The following is an 18641-nucleotide window of genomic DNA, read 5'->3' on the forward strand; positions in this document are numbered from 1 at the left end:
CACGGGGGCTGGCAGCGATGCCGGCCCCCTTTTGCTGTCCGGCGGCAATCGATCCATTCTGGTTCAATGTGTCACCCCATGGCACAGTGGAACCATTTGCCGGGGGTGCTGTTCTTCCGGCGATGCGCGTATTAGCCTGTTCCCAGGACAAGTTGGCGCCCCGCGCCCCGGTCGCCTCCCCTTGTCTGATCATGCGTGGCCATGCGTATTTCCCATCCGCAGGCCGTCAGCGTATGTGACGCCGCGGTTCGGCTTCGCCAAACTTCGGAAAAACAAGGGGAGGCACCGTTGGGCCGATTGTTCGAACGCCTGGCACAGGGCGTGGCGGGATGGGCGGGCAGGCCGCCGGCTTTCGTCCTTGCGCTGCTGACCATCATCGTCTGGGTGGTGACCGGGCCGCTCTTCAATTGGTCCGACACGTGGCAGCTGGTGATCAACACCGGCACCACGATCGTGACCTTCCTGATGGTGTTCCTGATCCAGAACGCCCAGAATCGCGACGCATCGGCGATCCAGGCCAAGCTCGACGAGATCATCCGCGCGCTCAAGGGCGGGCGGAACGAGTTCATCGGGATCGAGCATCTGAGCGAGCATGAGCTGATGCAGATCCGCGAGACGCTCGAGCGCGAATGCGTGGGCGACGAGCCTGGACGGCATCGCGATATCGAGCGGCTGCTGGGGCGGCGCTAGCGGGCCAGGCTGGGGAGGCGCGGTTACAGCAGCTCCGCGCTCAGGCTTACCTGGGCATTGAGCAGCTTGGAGACGGGGCAGTTCGCCTTGGCGCCCGCGGCGAGTTCGTCAAACTGTTGGGGGGAGATGCCGGGGACCGACGCCTTCAGGGTCAGGTCCGAGCGGGTGATGGTGAAGCCGCCATCCGATTGTTCGAGCTTGACCGCGGCGCTGGTGTCGAGCGTTCCCTCGCTGAAGCCGGCGCGGGCGAGCGCGAAACTGAGCGCCATGGTGAAGCAGCTCGCATGCGCGGCGGCGATCAGTTCCTCGGGGTTGGTGCCCTTTTCATTCTCGAAGCGGGTGGCGAAGCCGTAAAACTGGTCGGTCAGCACGCCCGACTGGGTCGAGACGCTGCCGCGCCCCTCCTTGCCGAAGCCGACATAGCGGGCGGATGCGGTGCGGGTGGTCATGCGCGACTCCTCGGATGATGGGCCGGACGGACATAGCGCCGGGCGCGAACGCCGTCACGCCGCCCCGATAGTCGCTCCGTTATGGCGGCAATTGCCCGGCGTCCCCCGCAATGTCGGCGGGCGGGACGCCGGCTGGCGGCTAGATCAGCTCGATCACGCGCGGGGCCTCGCGTATCGCGCGGGCGGCGGCGACGCGTTCCTCGCGCTCGGCCATGTCGAGCCAGGCGGCCTCGGCGCGCAGGCAGCGCTCACGCACATTGGCGAGCGTCGCCGTATCGGCATCGCGGCGCGCCTGCGCGGCATTTTCGCGGTAATTGAGGTGATGGGCCATGCGCTTCTCCGGTGTCGTGCGGACGCAGGAGACGCGGCGAACGGCCCGCCCCATGTGGGTGGCCGGGGCCGGAATTGCAAGACGATGCGGGCTCACGGCACGCTCAGGCCGCCGCGCGGTCCTCGGGCGGATGGGCGAGGACGCGGTTCCGGCCGGCGAGCTTGGCCTGATAGAGCAGGGCATCGGCGACGCGCAGCGCGGCATCGAAGGGCGGCGGCGTGAAGGCGGCGATGCCGGCCGAGAAGGTGACCTTGCCCAGGCTCTCGCCCGTCTCGCGGACGCGCAGCGCGCGGTAGCCGAGCGTCTCGCGGACATCGTCGATGATCTCGGCGGCGCGCGCGGGATCGGGCTCGTCGAGCACGACGAGGAACTCCTCGCCGCCCCAGCGCGCGACCAGATGCGGGGCGCAACCGTCGGCCAGCGCGGCGGCGACGACCTTGAGCACGCGATCGCCCACCTCATGGCCATGGCTGTCGTTGATCGCCTTGAACGCATCGATATCGCACACCGCGACGGTGCGCGGCCGGTTGGGATCGAGCCCGGCGATATGTTCGGTGATGCCGCGCCGGTTGAGCAGCCCGGTCAGCTCATCGCGCATCGCATCGTTGCGCGCCTCGGCGACCTCGTCGCGCAGATGCTCGATCTCCTCGACCGCGGCGGCGAGCCGCTCCTCGGTCGCGCGGGTGCGCTCGATCATCGAGGAGAGGACCGCGCTGACCGAACGGACGTCGGTTTCGATATCGCCCAGGCCCGCGGAGAGATCGCGCCCGAACTTGTTGGTCGCGGCGGCGGCGTCGGCGGCGAGGTCGGCCAGATGGAGGGTCTGGTGGCGGAGGCGCTCATGCTCCTCGGCATCCTCGACATTGCCGCCCGACATGGCGGCGAGGATGGCATCGGCGAGCGCGTGGCTCATCGGGGCGCTGTCGGTCGCCTCGGCGATGGCATGCGCGGCGAGGCTGGTCCTGTCCGAAAGTGCTGCATGGACGAGCGCGTAATAGCGCGGCGCGGAGGGGATGCCGTGGGTCTTGAGATAGGCGAGGACATCGGCGCCGAAATCGGCCGACTGCGCGCCGGAATCCTGATTTTCCTCGCGGCGGCGAGGGCGCAGACGAGACAGCATTCGAACCTCCGGCATGTAAAACGACTGGTGACCGGAAATGTTGAATATTGCGTTTGCGATACGATCGCGGAGAGGGGGAGCGAGGCCGGCCGCGGCTCAGCCGGCGGCGGGAGTGGCGCCCTTTTCGCGCGCGGCGCGATTGGCTTCGAACCGTTCCTGGCGGATCGCCATGTCGAGCCAGGCGGATTCGGCGCGGAGGCAGCGTTCGCGGACATTGTCGAGCGTCGTGAGATCGGCATCGGCGCGGGCGCGCGCGGCAAATTGGCGGTAGCTGAGATGGAGATTGGCCATGGGGGCTCCGCGGGACATAGGGCCGGCCGGGCGGGGGATCCCCGCCCGGCACAGCGGGATCAGTCGACCGACTGGAGATTGACCGCCGAGGTCTTGCCGCGGTTGTCGGTCTCGAGCTCATAGTTGACGCGCTGGTTCTGGTTGAGCGTCGCCATGCCCGCGCGCTCGACGGCGCTGATATGGACGAAGGCGTCCTGCCCGCCCTCATCGGGGGCGATGAAGCCATAGCCCTTGTCGGTATTGAAGAATTTGACGGTGCCGGAAATGGACATGCTGATTTTCCTTCTGTGGGCGGCGCACCCCAAACGGGCGTGCCTCGCGCTGCGGAGGCGAGGAGAAGGAAAAAGGGAGCCGCAAAGCGCCGAGAGACCGTCTGATTGCGACTGTAGCGAGGGGGGATATGGGGGATGGGGTGGGTGAGCGCAAGGGATATCGCCCGGAGCGGTGGGGCGGCAATTGGTGTATTGTCACCGTGTTCCCGTGATCTGGGACCTGACGGGGAGAGGGTGATGCGGCGATTGGGCCCGCTGGCGGCGATGGCAGTGATGGTTTCGGGATGCGCCGGGCATTGGTCGCGGAGCTATGACCGCTGGGAGGGCCTGTGGAGCGGGCCGTACCGGGCATGGGCGCTCTGCATCGACGAGCGATCGAACGCCTATCTCCAGCACGAGGCGCCGCCGGCCTGGTACAAGGGGCCGACAAGGACGACCTCACAGATCATCTTCACCTGGGTGCTCGCCGACTGCGCGGGGCTGATGCACGGGCCGGGCTGGGACAATCTCAAGCCGGCGGCGTACGAGCGGTTGATCGGGGATGCGTGGCAGCACTTCCTGACGGTGGACGCGCGGATTCAGGGGGATATTGAGGCTTCGATTGTTTGAGGCGTGCGGTGGGATTGGGGGTTTTGCACGTGTCGCCGTAATCTGGCAGGCCCGTCACCGTAATGCCCCGGACAGGACAATTGTAGGAGGCTGGACATGAAGATGCTCCCCTTGCTCACCGTCGCTGCGCTGGCGGCGGCCCCGGCCTCCGCCAAGACCTATACGTGCCGCAGCGACCGGGGGAACGAGCTGGGCGTCGTGGTGGGAGACAACCGGCTGTCGCTGGACGACGGGCGAAAGCTGACCTTGCTGTGCGGACGGGGCGCCGCCGGGCGGTGCACGCGGACCGGGGATGGCGGGTGGAACTATACCGGGGCGCTGGGGATGATCCAGTTCGTGCCCGAGAGCGGCGTGTTCGCGAAGCCGGCGGTGTTCCGGATGCAGGCGCCCGGGGCGGGGACGTGGACCAGCTATATGTGCCGGGTGATGGGGGGCGGCAGGGTCTGGCGCGCGGGATAGGCGTGGCGGGGGTGTAGGCTGAAGGATATGCCGGCGGGTCGGGGCGAGGATCTCGATCGCTGCTGCCGGGATGCGGTGGATTGGTGCACTGTCACCGTAATCACCGTAATCCCACTGTCACCGTAATCCGAGGGCGCGCCGGCGATGGAAGGTGAGGCGAAGGTGAGGCCAATCGCGCACGCGGCGGGGCCCCCGCGCGTGGCATCCGGTGCCGGAAGTTGACACCAACTTGACACTGATCGACGCCTGTTCGCGCGGCTGGGGTGCCCCATGTCAGTCGCGCTCCCAGAAGCCGGTGGTCCTGAGCGCCTCGCGGCGGGCGGCGGCATGGGCGCGGAGGAGGGTTTCGGTACGGGCGCGGTTGGCGACGATTTGCGGGGAGGGGGCGCGGGGCGCGGCGGCGGTGAGGCGGCCGGCGTCGAGATGGGCCTGCCATTCGCGGGCGGCGCGGAGGGCGTCGGCGGGGTGGGGGATTTCGGGGGCGGTTTGGGTGGCCTGGGTGATGGCTGGCATTGGCGCGGTCCTCCGGTTGCGTCGCGCGGTTGGGCGCGAGTCGTTGGGTGGACCGGGTTTTTATGCGGGAATGGGGGTTGTAGGACAGGGGTTTGTTTTTGGTTTGTTCTGGATATTTGACCAATACGGATAAATGGGACATGATACCGGCATGACCTTGGCAGGCTTTCCTCGGATTTCGGTGGACCCGGCGGTATGCGGCGGGCGGCCCGTGGTGACGGGGACGCGCATGCGCGTGACCGATGTGCTGGAGATGCTGGCGGGCGGGGCGACGCCGGCGGAGGTCACCGCGGACTTTCCCTATTTGAGCGAAGATGATGTTCGCGCGGTGCTGGCCTATGCGGCCAGCCAGGCGGACCATCCGGTGGTGCTCGCCGCCGAATGAAATTCCTGATCGACGCGCAATTGCCGCCCGCTTTGTGCGGGTGGTTGCGCGAGCGTGGGCATGAGGCGGTTCATGTCTTCGAGATCGGGATGGTGGCGGCCGGCGATGCCGAGATCGCGGCGCGGGTTGCGGCCGATGGCGCGGTGTTGGTTAGCAAGGACGAGGATTTCGTGACGCTGTGGCTGCCGGACCGGTTTGCGTTCGTGTGGCTGCGGTGCGGGAATGCTACGAACCGGGCGCTGGTGGGGTGGCTTGAGGTGCGGTGGGGGCGGGTTGAGGTGTTGCTGCGGGATGGGGAGCGGTTTGTGGAGGTGCGGTAGATTAGTGCATTTAGTAAACTGTCACCGTAATTCACCGTAATTCCACCGTAATTCGTAGTAAACTGTCACCGTAATTCGAATTTTAGGGTAGCAAAAAAGGGGTAATTGCACCTGTCACCGTAATTCCCGGGGATTGTCGGCTTGGCTGGAGGTCAGGTGGGCACGGGTTGAGGTGTTGCTGGGGGACGGGGAGCGGTTTGTGGAGGTGCGGTGAGATTGGGGAATTAGTGCACTGTCAACGTAATCCCATGGGTTTGGGGGTTTTTGCACCTGTCACCGTCATCCGTGTTACCGTAATCCGCAAGAAGCAGTCAGAAATTGAAAAAATTCTCTAGCTCGAGGGCGAAGCTATCAAAACTCGGTAACATAACGCGCCTGTCTAAGTATAGATGATCGATGTCCAGCGCACCAACCGTCCTACTTATCCTAGCTCTTTTTTTTGTATAACGCTTATTAGCTATTTTATAAAAAGAGTCCAACGATAGAGCCGGATTAGAAAGATTCTCTGCTAAATCGTTATCAATATCGTAATTAAATGCGGTTTGAATACTATCCCTTGTTATTGCCGCGTCAATAATGGGAAAATGGAGATTCTCTTGTACAAACCATGCTTCAACCTCCGCAACGGCTATAATTACTGATACGATTGTTCCCGCCGCAGGTAGCTGTGAATTAATGCTCTGAGAAAGCACGGGCAGATCGGCATGCGATAGAGGGTAGAGATCGCGCAACCCAATTATTATTTCATAGTTCGCGTTTGATAGCCCGGGGTGCCTATCCAAAATTGCAGAGAGAACTGCGTTATCAGCGCAGCAATTAACCAGCAGTATAAAAAAAGCTTCACCTGCCGGTGTTACCGCAGATAGCGTTTGATAGGTCTTCGCATGGTATTTCTCTTCGTGAAATACCACGTTGTGTGCGCCCGCCATCTCCTCAATAAGGCGCCGAACGAAGATGAGCTCCGTTTGACCCTCAACAAAAATAGCTGCCTTTCTCATTTTGAAAGGTAGGCACCTTTCACAAAGAAATCAAAGTTTGACAGACCAAGAAATTTGAATTTCTCAAAGGCTTCAGTAGAATTTTCGTAATCGAAAATAGTGACTCTGTTCGCCCGACGGCGCACAATATGCCAGTGCTTTAAATCTACTTCGTTCATAACAAATCTATCATTTGTGCTCATGACAAGCTGAATACTTTGGTTAGTGCAGCGTTTTATCAATCTCTTAATTAGAGAAGTCGATCGCTCGAAATCGAGTCCTTCACCAATATCATCAATTAGTATGGTTGTTTGTTCTTTAGCAAGCCTGCTGTAGGTAATATGAATTATGAGGGCCAAACAGCGAAACATGCCCATTGACATGTCAAATTGCCGAGTCGGGCAGGGAAGCTTCTTCTCTTTGACCTGAAGGTAGACGGGGATTTTTCCCACGATATGGGGAATATCAATGGCTATTCCCTTTGCAGGAACCGCGTCAACGGCCTCGCAATCATACCCGGCAGCTCGAAAATCAGAGAGGATAGCCTTGTCAAACTGCTCTCCAAATCTGTCATATCCCATGCAGTAAAGACCCACTACATTTTGCGCCTCAAGAAGGGATTTGAAATCACTTGCGTCGGTGGATTCGAGTCCCCTTGAGGCGGCAAAGATGGTTGTCTTTCCGAAATCAGTTCCAAACGGATAGTGTCGAAGAGACGAGGCCCAGTCAAATAGCGGCTCTAGAAAAGCGTGTTGCTTCTCATCTCTCTTAAAGAATGCAGCAACGCTGTCGTCGTCAATTTTGAAATCCAACGGTCGTTGAATCTGCTCGTTCCAGATCGAACCCTCACCGTTTTCGTCTCTAGAAAGGCGCGTCATTCCATCGATTGTGACGATTTCTCGCGTAATTTTGCGCGCGCCAATCTGAAGGTTATACTCAATACGCGAGGATTTGTTGGCAAATACTGCTTTCCAGTTGCCAGTGGAAAAGAGCCTGTCGGGCTTCGTCGTAAGCAGAGTCGCCAATGCTTTAATGCAATTTAGTATTCTCGTTTTCCCGGAGGCGTTTTGGCCAACAAGTAAATTGATACCATCGAGTGAAAAATTGTCGACGGACCACTGTCGATCACTTTCCTCAAGTTCCGAGTATGAGAATGAGGTGAGCTTCATGGTGTGCCCTTGTATCTACACGGCGTCGCTAACCGGGTTCGGGTTACACGACAAGATGCAGTTCAAAGCTCTATCAAATGATTGCTTGTAACCTAACATGTGGGGTTCGGCGGGGTCACTCCACCCCAACCACCTCCCGCACTTTCCCCAGCTCCAGCAACGGCGCCAGATACCGCCCGGTAAAGCTCCGCGGCGCCTTTGCCACGTCCTCGGGGGTGCCCTCGGCGACGATCTCGCCGCCCTTCACGCCGCCTTCCGGGCCCAGGTCGAGCACCCAGTCCGCGGTCTTGATGACGTCGAGGTTGTGCTCGATCACCACCACGGTGTTGCCGTGGTCGACCAGGGCGTGGAGGACTTCGAGCAGCTTGCGGACATCCTCGAAATGGAGGCCGGTGGTGGGTTCGTCGAGGATATACAGCGTCTGGCCGGTGGCGCGGCGCGACAGTTCCTTGGCCAGCTTGACGCGCTGGGCCTCGCCGCCGCTGAGCGTGGTGGCCTGTTGGCCGACCTTGACATAGCCGAGGCCGACCTCGGCGAGCATCGCCATCTTTTCGCGGATCGGGGGGACGGCCTTGAAGAACTCGACCGCGTCCTCGACGGTCATGTCGAGCACGTCGGCGATGCTGCGGCCCTTGAACTTCACCTCGAGCGTCTCGCGGTTGTAGCGCGCGCCGTGGCAGACGTCGCAGGTGACGTAGACGTCGGGGAGGAAGTGCATCTCGATCTTGAGCAGGCCGTCGCCGGTGCACGCCTCGCAGCGGCCGCCCTTGACGTTGAAGCTGAAGCGGCCGGGCTTGTAGCCGCGCGCCTGGCTTTCGGGGAGGCCGGCGAACCAGTCGCGGATCTGGGTGAAGGCGCCGGTATAGGTCGCGGGGTTCGAGCGCGGGGTGCGGCCGATCGGCGACTGATCGATGTCGATCACCTTGTCGAGATACTGGAGCCCGGTGACGCGGTCATGCTTGCCCGCGAGCAGGCGCGCGCCGTTGAGCTGGCGCGCGGCGGCGGCATAGAGCGTGTCGATGGTGAGGCTCGATTTGCCGCTGCCCGAGACGCCGGTGACGCAGGTGAAGGTGCCCAAGGGGATGCTCGCGGTGACGCCGCGGAGGTTGTTCGCGGTGGCGTTTTCGACGGTCAGCTTCTTGCCATTGCCCTTGCGGCGTTTCGCGGGGACGGGGACCTCGCGGGTGCCGTTGAGATAGTCGGCGGTGACGCTGCCCGTGCTCGCCAGGATGTGATCGAGCGTGCCGTGGGTGACGATCTCGCCGCCATGGACGCCGGCGCCGGGGCCCATATCGATGACATAGTCGGCGGTGCGGATCGCGTCCTCGTCATGCTCGACGACGAGGACGGTGTTGCCGAGATCGCGCAGGCGGCGGAGGGTGGCGAGCAGCATGTCGTTGTCGCGCTGGTGGAGGCCGATGCTGGGCTCGTCGAGGACGTAGAGCACGCCCGACAGGCCGCTGCCGATCTGGCTGGCGAGGCGGATGCGCTGGGACTCGCCGCCGCTCAGCGTGCCGCTGGTGCGGTCGAGGTTGAGATAATCGAGGCCGACATTGTTGAGGAAGCCGAGCCGCTCGTCGATCTCCTTGAGGATCGCGCGGGCGATTTCCTTTTGCTGGCCGGTGAGGTCCTTGGGCAGATCGGCGAAGAAGGCGAGGGCATCGACCACCGAGAGCTTGGTGACGCTCGAAATGTCGCGCATCGCGACCTTGACCGCGAGCGCCTCGGGCTTGAGGCGGGCGCCGTGGCAGGTCTCGCAGGGGTGGCTCGCCTGATATTTGGCGAGCTCCTCGCGCATCCAGGCGCTTTCGGTCTGGAGCATGCGGCGGTTGAGATTGCCGACCACGCCCTCGAACGGCTTGCGGACGTCGTAGCTCTTCCGGCCATCGACGAAGGTGAGGGTGACGGGCTTGCCGCCGGTGCCGTGGAGGATGATCAGCTGGATCTCGCCGGGGAGGTCCTTCCACGGGGTTTCGAGGCTGAAGCCGAATTCGCGGGCGAGGCTGCCCAGCACCTGCATGTAATAGGGGCTGGGCGGGTTGGACTTGGCCCAGGGGACGATCGCGCCCTTCTTGATGCTGAGATCGTGGTTGGGGACGACGAGGTCCTCGTCGAACACGAGCCGCTCGCCGAGGCCGTCGCAGGCGGGGCAGGCGCCCTGGGGGGCGTTGAACGAGAAGAGGCGGGGCTCGATCTCGGCGATGGTGAAGCCCGAGACCGGGCAGGCGAACTTTTCGCTGAAGACGATGCGGTTGGGCGGGATTTCCGCATTCTTCATCCCTCCCGTTCGTGCTGAGCTTGTCGAAGCACTGCTTTCCTCTTGGCCGTCGGGATCAGAGGAGGGCAGCCCTTCGACAAGCTCAGGGCGAACGGAGGTTTCTGCACGGAACGCCTGTGGGGCTTCCTTCACACGGCTGCCCGTGAGCTGCTCGACCGTGGTATCCACCAGGTCCACGTACGCCAGCCCCTCGGCCAGCTTGAGCGCCTGCTCGAAACTCTCGGCGAGCCGGGTGGCGATGTCGCCGCCGACGACGAGGCGGTCGACCACCACCTCGATGTCGTGCTTGTACTTCTTGTCGAGCGCGGGGGCGTCCTCGATCAGCATCGTCTCGCCATCGATGCGGACGCGGGTGAAGCCGGCCTTCTGCCACTCGGCGAGCTCCTTGCGATACTCGCCCTTGCGGCCGCGCACGACCGGGGCGAGGAGCAGCAGGCGGGTGCCCTCGGGAAGCGCGAGCACGCGGTCGACCATCTGGCTGACGGTCTGCGCGGCGATGGGGAGGCCGGTGACGGGCGAATAGGGAATGCCGACGCGCGCCCAGAGCAGGCGCATATAATCGTAGATTTCGGTGACCGTCGCGACCGTCGAGCGCGGATTGCGGCTGGTGGTCTTCTGCTCGATCGAGATGGCGGGGCTGAGGCCCTCGATATGATCGACATCGGGCTTCTGCATCAGTTCGAGGAACTGGCGGGCATAGGCCGAGAGGCTCTCGACATAGCGGCGCTGACCCTCGGCATAGATGGTGTCGAAGGCGAGGCTGGATTTGCCCGAGCCGGAGAGGCCGGTGATCACCGTCAGGGTGTCGCGGGGGATGTCGATGCTGACATCCTTGAGGTTGTGCTCGCGGGCGCCGCGGACGGAGATGTGAGTGAGGGCCATGAAGCGTGTTCTATCTTCGTTCTTTTGGAGATGCCAGAGGGGTTGAGATAGGAATGCGCGCGCTCAGGCGCCAGCTGCGCGGTTCGGGAGAATATCGATCTGTCGCGAGCGAATCGGAGGGGGCTGGGCGCTTTCGGCGGGCGAGGTCTCGCGGTATCGATTGCAGAGCGAGGGGGCTGAGGCATGCCGATCTGGACTGATGCCGTGAAGGACGCGATCCTGCGTCATATTACCGGAACCGGTTCGCCCGTGTTCACGCGCCAGGCGTTCATCGCATCGCAAATGGGCGCGATCGAAGCGGCAACCCGCACATCGGGTCGTACGCCGACCCAGACCCTGGGGCGCGAGCTGCAACAGCTTCGCGATGCGGGCCTGCTCGAATTTCTGCAGCCCGGCACCTATCGCTGGCTCGGCGTCATGCCGCAGCGCGAGCCGGACTTTCCCACCAACGGGATTTTCCAGCTCCCGCCGCATCCGGAAGCCGGCGAACCGGCGGAACTTTGCTATGGTTTCGAGGCTAAGTGGTTGCAGCGGGCGATCCGCATGGCCGATCAGTGGATCATCTATCAAGGGTCCGGAGGATCGCACGGCAGAGACTATCATGCGGCGGCGCGGGTGGAACGGATCGATCCCGACCCGAACCGCGAAGGCGCGTTCCTCGCAAAGATCGCCCGCGGCACCTATCTGGAATTCGGCCGCGCCGTGCCGTTCGAGCTCGACGGCATGATCGTCGAGCGCGGCCTGTTGAAGGTTGCTGGCGGACTGGACGCCGATCTCGCGGCACAACCGATCCGCGTGCTGTCGCGCGCCGACTTCGACCGGATCCTCGATCTCGGGCTGGTAACGGAGGGTGATTTGTTGCCGCGAACCGACGCGAGCGAGGACATGCCGTCCGCGAACATCGTCGCGGAGGAGCCCCCTCCCTGGGAAGGGCCGGTCGATCGCACGGTGATGTTGGTCAATCGGACCGTGCGCGACCGCCAGTTCCGCAAGCGCGTGCTCGACGTCTATGGCTCGCGCTGTGCGCTGACCGGCATGAAGTTGCTCAATGGCGGAGGGCGCGTGGAAACGGAGGCCGCCCATATCAAGAGTGTGGAGGCAGGCGGCCCCGATGCCGTCGAAAACGGCATCGCGCTATCCGGCACGATCCACTGGATGTTCGATCGCGGGCTGATTTCGCTCAGCGACGCCGGCGACATCCTGTTGTCGCGGAAGATCAACGACCTTGAAAGCGTCGAGCGGCTTATCTTCCCTGATCGCAAGGCGCGGCTGCCGAAGGCGAAAGCGGATCAACCGCACCCGCGTTATCTGCACTGGCATAGAACGGAATGCTTTCACGATTAGTGGATTTAGAAATGGCAGGTTTTTTTTCATGATGGCTGAACGGCTGGAATCGGGTGGGGAGCGGACCTAAGTTCCGCCGTGGCAACGGGCGCTGATCACCACATTGCGTGTCAGATCAAACTCGATGTCGATGTAGAAACAGGCACCATCATCCACGTGGGGAAGTGTTTGGGCATTCTTAAACCAGCGTCGCTCCCCTTCCTTCAATCCATCCGGTGGCGCGCAGAGCAGCGCTATCTGCCCGGCGTTCGCAGTCCCACCAGCCTTCGCGCTTGTGCAGGACGTATTCGAAGGGTCATCGTCAGGAATGAAGTAAATGGCAGATACGCGGTTTGCGGAAGCGAACGCATATGCACGCGCATAGCGAGCCAAAGGAAAGGCACCGGCTGGCAAACGCACGGCACGCTCAATGGTCTGCGCGATCTTCTCCTGTTCGCGTTGCTCAGGTGAAGAGTATGCCGCGACCGTCGCCAACATTAAGATCAAATATGCAGCTTGTGGCGGTCCCATGGGGAAGGTCTGCAACTTAGATAAGATGGCTGCAAGTGGGTCGGTAGCCGACAGGCCGCTTTGGTGAGCCACGGCCTAGGCAATCACCAGCCGATCGGTCGAGGATGTTCTCGCCAGCCAAAGCACCGTTCCGGATCCAATAGATCGCGTTTCGGTTCGAAATGGACGCGTGTCCATGTGGAACACAGCCGCCCTCCCTCTAGCGTTCTGTCCCTTGGGGACAGGGGCGCCCGTTGGGCAGCAGGCTATATTACGGAGACAATCTTGAAGTTCTTCGCGCAGATGTGCGCGACGAGAGTGTCGATCTTGTCTATCTGGACCCGCCATTCAATTCCAACATGCGCTACAATCTGGTCTTCGAATCCACGAAGGGCCAAGGCGCGGATGCCAGCATCCAGGCCTTCGACGATAGCTGGACATGGGGCGAGGCGTCACAGAATGCGTTGCTCGATATCGCCGGGGGCACCAACCGCCAGCTTCAGGTGATGATGGAGGCGATTCACTCGGCCATCGGGGAGAATCCGCTGATGGCCTATCTCGCGATGATGGCGGTGCGGCTGGTGGAATTGCACCGCGTGTTGAAGCCGGCGGGATCGCTCTACCTTCACTGCGATCCGACCGCGAGCCACTATCTCAAGCTGGTGCTGGACGCCGTGTTCGGCGCGGAGAATTTCAGGAACGAGATTGTCTGGAAGCGCACGTTCGCGCACGGCAACGTCTCGCGCGGCTATGGCGACGTCACGGACACGATCTACTTCTATTCGAAGACCAAAGGCTTCACCTGGAATCAGCTTTACACGCGGATGTCGGCGGCAAAGGCCGACAGGGTATATGCGCAATCGGATTCGGACGGACGACGCTGGCAGTCCGTGACGCTGCGAAATCCGAGCGTCCGGCCCAACCTCCACTATCCGTACACCGCACGGAACGGCGTCACCTATCAGCCCCATCCCAACGGATGGTCATGCAACATCGAGCGCATGCAACGATATGACGAGGAAAACCGGCTTCACTTTCCGACAAAGGAAAGCGGGTCCCTCCGCCTCAAGATGTATGAGGATGAAAGTCAGGGGGCTCGCCTGCAATCGCTGTGGGACGACATCCCGCCTTTGTCGTCCAATGCCCAGGAACGCCTCGGCTACCCCACTCAGAAGCCCCGCGCCCTGCTCGAGCGAATCATCGCCGCATCCTCCAACCCCGGCGATGTGGTGCTCGATCCGTTCTGCGGCTGCGGCACGGCGGTCGATGCCGCACAGAAGCTCGGGCGCAAATGGATCGGGATCGACGTCACCCATATCGCGATCGGGATGATCGAGGACCGGATGCGGAACGGCTATCCGGGCATCCAGTTCGAGACGCTCGGCGTGCCCAGGGACCTGGCCAGCGCCGAGCGGCTGGCGGTGGAGGATCCCCACCAGTTCCAGCAATGGGTGTCGTGGCAGGTCGGCGGTTTCCCGCGCGAAAAGAAGGGCGGCGACCGGGGCATCGACGGTTGGTTCAACTATCTCGCCGCCAAGAACCGGATCGAGACCGGCGTGATCAGCGTCAAGGCCGGGGACCATGTGACGCCCAACATGGTGCGCGATCTGGGGCGGGTGATGGCGCGCGACAAGCACCGCTTCGGCCTGTTCGTGATGAAGGGCGCGCCGACCCGGGGCATGCGCGACGAGGCGGCATCGCAGCCGGTGATCGAGACTGAATTCGGCCGTTTCCCGGCGCTTCAGTTCGTCACCTTGGCCGACCTGATGAACGGGCAGAAGCCGAGGCTGCCAACGCTGATCAGCCCGGTGAAGAAGGCCGCCCGGGTGGAAACGCGCGCGTCGCACCAGGCGGGGGCGCAGGGGAGCTTGTTGTGAGGGGGGTCTGTACGCCATTCGCTTCGGCTTCGACGCTTCGGGGCCCAAGGTCTTGCAATGTAGGATTTCGCCTGCTTGGCTCGCGCAGCCGGTCGATCCGGCCGCTCTTTGACTCTGTCGATCCGCACCCGGCGAACTTGGCCTTTTCCCCCGGGAACTGCGCGGCGGAAAACAGGCGCGATAGTGTGAAGCTAGTGTCAACTTTCACATGCTGGGACGGTCCGGCCTCGCGCGATCCGGATCTTGTCGTCGAAAGCGGCGATATTGGCCGTAACTATACCGGTGGCGGCCGGTTGCGCTGGGCCGCTTGGGGTGGAAAGCTGCGCGGCGAAGGGGAGACGGGCGATGTGGGGACGGATCGGAATGAGTGCCGTGGTGATGCTCGCGGTGCCGGCCGCCGCGCAGGCGCAGACCGCCCCCCAGCGCGCCGAGCTGCTCGACGCGCTGCGCATCGTGATCGCCAAGGATCTGGGGCAGCCGGTCAAGTTCGTGGTCGATGATCTGCGGGTGCGCACCGACTGGGCGTTCATCGTCGCGCATCCGCAAACACCCGCGGGCGCGCCGATCGATTTCAGCAAGACCCGCTATGCCGAGCAGCAGGAAGAGGGCGTGCTCGATGGCGATACGATCTATGCGTTGCTCCAGCGGCGCGCGGGAAAATGGGTCGTGGTCGCCTTCATGATCGGGCCGACCGATGTGGGCTGGCTCGACTGGCGGGAAACCTATCATGTGCCCGCCGGGGTGATCCCCCAGCCGGGCGGGAATTAGGGCGTATCGACATGTAGATAATCCTCCCCCGCCAGGGGGAGGTGGCGCCGAAGGCGTCGGAGGGGGCGGATCCGACACAGACGTGGCCGCCGCCCTCCCCCTCCGTCACGCTACGCGCGACACCTCCCCCTGGCGGGGGAGGATGAGTTGAATGCCGCTACACACTAAAACGCCCGGGTGATGCCGAAGCTGAGCGCGGCCCGGCGATAGTCGTAGATGCCGACGGTCGAGAAGTTGCGCTCGACGCTGAGCCGCACGAACGGGGCGAAACCGCCCAGCGTCAGGCGGCGCAGCGTCACGCCGGTGCTCGCGCTCAGCAGCAGGTCGCGGCGGCGCTCGGGATAGAGGAAGATGCGCGCGTCGGCCTGGAGCCCGCGGACGCCGATATTGGCGAAGATCGTGCTGTGCCCCGCCTCGGTCCAGGCGATGGCGGTGCCGCCGACCGCGGTGGTCGAATAGCCGGGATCGGCGGCGCTCTGGCGCGTGACCGAAAAGGTCAGCCCCCCGCCCGAGCGGCGATCGAAGGCGCGCTCGACCGAGATGTCGCCATAATAGAGCATGCCGTCCTGGAGGTCGTTGAGCCGGTAGTCGGTGCTCGCCATGGTCGCGGTGGCGCTCAGCTGGGTGCGGCGGCCGATCGGATGCTGCCAGTTGAGGGTGGCGGTCGCGGTGGTGGCATAGGGATCGAGCCCGTACCAGCGCTGGGTGCCGCCGGCCGAGAGCTGGAAACGCTCCTTCCCCGGCGACCATTCGAGGCCGATCAGCGCCGAGGCGGAGATGTCGTCGAACTGGCTCTGGCGGTAGAATTCGCCCTGGGCGGAGATGCGCGGGACGATCGCGAGATGCTTGCCGATGCGCTGGCGCAGAAAGACCTGGCCTGAGACGCGCGCGCCGAGGCCCGATTGCTCGCGCGCGTCCCGCGAGAGTTCGAGCGGGGCGATGATCGTGTCGAGCGTGGTCGAATCGGTGGCGCGGTTGATATTGCTGTCGGGAACCAGGGCGAGTTCGATGCTCGCGCCGAAGGGTTTGCGCGAGCGCAGCGCCCCGGCGAACTGATCGACGACCTGCGCGACTTCGGGGGGCAGCTCGCCCGCCTGAACCTGGCGGAGCTCGCGCCGCGCGCCGCTCTCGTCGCCGCCAAGCGCCAGGACGCGGGCAAGCTCGAGCCGGACGCGGACCGCATCGGGCTTTTCGTCGAGGATCGCGCGCAGCTCGACCGCGGACTCGGTGTAGCGGCCGAGCACCGAGAGCATCAGCGCGAGGCGGAAGCGCGCCTCGCTGCGGATCTCGACATCGGGATCGTGCGTGAGGGCGCGATAGATCGCCTCGGCGTCCTGGGGGCGGTTCGCGGCGAGCGCCTGATCGGCGATGTTGAACAGGTCGGCGGGCTTGAGGCCTTCCATCCGCACGGGCGCGCTGTCCTGTGCCATGGCGGGGACGGCGCAGAGGAACGCCAGCATCGGCGCAAGGGAAAAGGCGGCGGCGCGCATGGCGCGATACCGCCCGTTATTCGCCATGACGACCGCCCTAGTTCTTCTTGCCCGAGACGGTGCCCGCGAAGCTCGTATTGCCAGGCATGCCCTGCGTGGCACCCGCGGTGAAGCTGTAGGTGCCGCCAATCTCCTCGGCATTGGGGCCGAAGAAACCGCCATCCATCGTCCCGGCATTGCTGGCGCCCGAGACGATGTTGCCGGTGAAGGTGTTGCCGCCCGAGCGGATCGTGCCGTTCAGCGTATAGGGGGTGAGCACGAAGACGGTGCCCGGGCCGTTGAGGAGCGGATCGCCGATCACGGTCGCGGTGGGAGCGAAGGTGCCGGCATAGGTGCCGCCCGCGAAGTTGAAGACGAAGCCCGCCGATCCGGTCAGCTTGTAGAGCGTCGTGCCGCTATCCGCGGTGCCGATGCCGCGCAGGAAGGCGGTGTAGCTGCCCGTGCCGGTGGTGGGCATCGCCGAGAGCGGGGTGCGCACGCCCTGGACCCAGGGATAATAGGTGATCGCCCAATTGCCCGGGGCGCCCGGGGTGAATTTGCCGGTCAGCCAGGTGCCGAAGCTCGAATAGCTGAGCGTGATCCCCTGATAGGCGGAGCCGTTGTAGAGATCGATGATCGTGGTGGTGTTGCCGCTGACCGTGGTGAAGCGGCCGAGCGGCTCGCCGGGAACGGTGCTCGAGCTGGCCGTGCCGGGGTTGCCCGTCAGCCCCTTGAAGTCATAGGTGCCGACGATGATGGGGTTGACCGCCGAGGTCGCCCCCGCGCCGGTGATGGTGCTGCCGGTGAGGCTCGCGGCGCCGCCGTCGCGCGTGACGAAGCTGGTGCCCGATGCCTGCGCGGCCTGCGGCGGGACCTGGGCGCCGCCGAACCGGCGGCCGATGAGCGTGCCGACCGCGGCGGTGCCGTCCGACCCGCTGCTCCAGAACACCGCGCCGACCTCCTCGGCGCCGGGCCCGTAGAGGCGGCCCTGCCAGTTGCCGAGATAGAGCGGGACGGCGGGATCCTGGGGGCTGCCGCCCATGGTGAACAGCCCGGCAAAAGCGTTTGCGCTGCTCGACAGATTGGCGACCCCGCCGAAATGGGTGTTGGCGAAGGTGGCGGAATTGACCGGATTCAGCTGCCAGGCGGTGCCGGTCAGGGTGATGGTGCCGCCGCCGAAATCGACATCGATCCTGCCGTTGCCGAGCAAAGGCGCGAAATTGCGCGTGGTGCCGGGAGCGAAGGTGATACCGTTCGGATAGGTGACCGTGCCGGCCAGATCGACCGCGAAGTTGGCGGCGCCGTTTCGCGGGGTGGCGGCGTCGGGGGTCTCGACGCCATAGGTGAAGGCATCGGTGCGGAAGGCATTGGTCCCGGTGGTGGTGCGCCGCGTCCACACGCCCGCGCCGACATAGCTGGTCGCCGCGGCCGAATTGTTGCTGAGCAGCAGCTGGTTGATCCGGTCGGCCGAATCGCCGACCGAATAGAGGCGCACGCGCGGATCGCCGCTGGGGATCTCGTTCGCGGGGCCGAAGGTGACCGTCGAGCCCGTGCCGGTGGTCGAGGTCAGCGTGTAGCTGTTGGTCGCCTTGTCGTAATGGACCGTGAGCGGGCTCGCCGCGGCCGTCACCGCGCCGCCCTGCGTGCCTTCGGCCTTGGCGTTGTCGTTGGTGAAATCCTCCGAGACGGTGAGGTTCAGCAGCGAGACGTTGGTGGGCGGGGGTGTGGGAGTGGGGGTTGGTGTCGGCGTGGGAGTTGGTGTCGGTGTCGGTGTCGGTGTGGGAGTCGGTGTGGGGGTCGGGGTTGGCGTCGGTGTGGGAGTCGGGGTTGGCGTCGGAGCCGGTGGCGGCGTCGGGGTCCCGCCCATGCCATAGCCCGAGGTACAGGCGGTCAGCAGACCCAGCGCCGACAGGATAACGGGTCCCTTGTGCATCCGCGCCATCGATCGT

At 63.9% G+C, this 18641-nt stretch carries 20 protein-coding genes; 8 read left to right on the top strand and 12 right to left on the bottom strand.

The genetic code is table 11. The annotated features are described in order from the left end of the window. Positions 1-288 precede the first annotated feature (288 nt). The gene (locus tag OF829_RS15505; protein ID WP_264941012.1) at positions 289-690 is read left to right on the top strand and encodes a low affinity iron permease family protein; all 402 of its coding nucleotides are present in this window, start codon (positions 289-291) and stop codon (positions 688-690) included. 23 nt (positions 691-713) lie between these two features. Here OF829_RS15505 and OF829_RS15510 read toward each other — a convergent pair whose 3' ends face one another. From OF829_RS15510 to OF829_RS15530, 5 genes are all read right to left on the bottom strand, one after another. Next, complete coding sequence (locus OF829_RS15510; RefSeq protein WP_264941013.1) at positions 714-1139, bottom strand: OsmC family protein; 426 nt, start codon at positions 1137-1139, stop codon at positions 714-716. A 139-nt stretch (positions 1140-1278) separates the two neighbouring features. Beyond that, complete coding sequence (locus tag OF829_RS15515) at positions 1279-1524, bottom strand: hypothetical protein (RefSeq protein WP_319951559.1); 246 nt, start codon at positions 1522-1524, stop codon at positions 1279-1281. Positions 1525-1573: 49 nt separating this feature from the next. Then, entirely contained in the window at positions 1574-2590 is a 1017-nt protein-coding gene (locus tag OF829_RS15520; protein WP_264941014.1) for a GGDEF domain-containing protein, read from the bottom strand. Positions 2591-2686: 96 nt separating this feature from the next. Continuing rightward, entirely contained in the window at positions 2687-2881 is a 195-nt protein-coding gene (locus tag OF829_RS15525) for a hypothetical protein (RefSeq protein ID WP_264941015.1), read from the bottom strand. A gap of 59 nt (positions 2882-2940) precedes the next feature. Then, positions 2941-3153 carry a cold-shock protein gene (locus OF829_RS15530; RefSeq protein ID WP_264941016.1) on the bottom strand — a complete coding sequence of 71 codons (213 nt, stop codon included), beginning with the start codon at positions 3151-3153 and terminating at the stop codon, positions 2941-2943. Positions 3154-3390: 237 nt separating this feature from the next. Here OF829_RS15530 and OF829_RS15535 point away from each other — a divergent pair, with 237 nt between their 5' ends. Beyond that, entirely contained in the window at positions 3391-3762 is a 372-nt protein-coding gene (locus OF829_RS15535; protein ID WP_264941017.1) for a hypothetical protein, read from the top strand. Between the two features lie 96 nt (positions 3763-3858). Then, positions 3859-4221, top strand: a complete 363-nt coding sequence (locus OF829_RS15540) for a hypothetical protein (RefSeq protein ID WP_264941018.1) — start codon at positions 3859-3861, stop codon at positions 4219-4221. A gap of 273 nt (positions 4222-4494) precedes the next feature. Here OF829_RS15540 and OF829_RS15545 read toward each other — a convergent pair whose 3' ends face one another. Beyond that, positions 4495-4734, bottom strand: a complete 240-nt coding sequence (locus OF829_RS15545; protein WP_264941019.1) for a hypothetical protein — start codon at positions 4732-4734, stop codon at positions 4495-4497. Between the two features lie 133 nt (positions 4735-4867). Between OF829_RS15545 and OF829_RS15550 the strand changes: the two genes are divergently transcribed. Both OF829_RS15550 and OF829_RS15555 read left to right on the top strand, forming a co-directional pair. After that, a complete protein-coding gene (locus OF829_RS15550) occupies positions 4868-5119 on the top strand; it encodes a DUF433 domain-containing protein (RefSeq protein WP_264941020.1) in 252 nt (83 codons plus the stop codon). Then, on the top strand, positions 5116-5439 hold the full coding sequence (locus tag OF829_RS15555) for a DUF5615 family PIN-like protein (protein WP_264941021.1): 324 nt from the start codon (positions 5116-5118) through the stop codon (positions 5437-5439). Before OF829_RS15550 ends, OF829_RS15555 begins: the two co-directional genes overlap by 4 nt. 311 nt (positions 5440-5750) lie before the next feature. On the opposite strand, the gene OF829_RS15560 is transcribed toward OF829_RS15555, so the two are convergent. The 3 genes from OF829_RS15560 to uvrA all read right to left on the bottom strand — a co-directional run bounded on the left by OF829_RS15560 (position 5751) and on the right by uvrA (position 10745). Next, positions 5751-6437: a hypothetical protein gene (locus OF829_RS15560; RefSeq protein ID WP_264941022.1), complete on the bottom strand. Its 687-nt coding sequence runs from the start codon at positions 6435-6437 to the stop codon at positions 5751-5753. Continuing rightward, positions 6434-7585: an ATP-binding protein gene (locus tag OF829_RS15565; RefSeq protein ID WP_264941023.1), complete on the bottom strand. Its 1152-nt coding sequence runs from the start codon at positions 7583-7585 to the stop codon at positions 6434-6436. The genes OF829_RS15560 and OF829_RS15565 overlap by 4 nt, the downstream gene beginning before the upstream one ends. A gap of 115 nt (positions 7586-7700) precedes the next feature. Next, a complete protein-coding gene (gene uvrA, locus OF829_RS15570) occupies positions 7701-10745 on the bottom strand; it encodes an excinuclease ABC subunit UvrA (RefSeq protein WP_264941024.1) in 3045 nt (1014 codons plus the stop codon). Positions 10746-10928: 183 nt separating this feature from the next. On the opposite strand from uvrA, the gene OF829_RS15575 reads away from it, so the two are divergent. Continuing rightward, positions 10929-12089 (top strand): HNH endonuclease, encoded by a 1161-nt coding sequence (locus OF829_RS15575; protein WP_264941025.1) that lies wholly within the window; start codon positions 10929-10931, stop codon positions 12087-12089. A 66-nt stretch (positions 12090-12155) separates the two neighbouring features. Here OF829_RS15575 and OF829_RS15580 read toward each other — a convergent pair whose 3' ends face one another. Next, complete coding sequence (locus OF829_RS15580; protein ID WP_264941026.1) at positions 12156-12671, bottom strand: hypothetical protein; 516 nt, start codon at positions 12669-12671, stop codon at positions 12156-12158. Between the two features lie 212 nt (positions 12672-12883). Here OF829_RS15580 and OF829_RS15585 point away from each other — a divergent pair, with 212 nt between their 5' ends. Together OF829_RS15585 and OF829_RS15590 are read left to right on the top strand one after the other, a co-directional pair. After that, entirely contained in the window at positions 12884-14455 is a 1572-nt protein-coding gene (locus OF829_RS15585) for a DNA methyltransferase (RefSeq protein WP_264941027.1), read from the top strand. 345 nt (positions 14456-14800) lie between these two features. Then, positions 14801-15223 (top strand): hypothetical protein, encoded by a 423-nt coding sequence (locus tag OF829_RS15590; protein WP_264941028.1) that lies wholly within the window; start codon positions 14801-14803, stop codon positions 15221-15223. 164 nt (positions 15224-15387) lie between these two features. On the opposite strand, the gene OF829_RS15595 is transcribed toward OF829_RS15590, so the two are convergent. Both OF829_RS15595 and OF829_RS15600 read right to left on the bottom strand, forming a co-directional pair. Further along, complete coding sequence (locus tag OF829_RS15595; RefSeq protein ID WP_264941029.1) at positions 15388-16740, bottom strand: surface lipoprotein assembly modifier; 1353 nt, start codon at positions 16738-16740, stop codon at positions 15388-15390. Positions 16741-16750: 10 nt separating this feature from the next. Further along, complete coding sequence (locus OF829_RS15600; protein WP_264941030.1) at positions 16751-18634, bottom strand: transferrin-binding protein-like solute binding protein; 1884 nt, start codon at positions 18632-18634, stop codon at positions 16751-16753. Between the last annotated feature and the right edge of the window lie 7 nt (positions 18635-18641).

Origin of the sequence: Sphingomonas caeni, from assembly GCF_026013415.1 — a bacterium.
Classification (GTDB): Bacteria; Pseudomonadota; Alphaproteobacteria; order Sphingomonadales; family Sphingomonadaceae; genus Sphingomonas; species Sphingomonas caeni.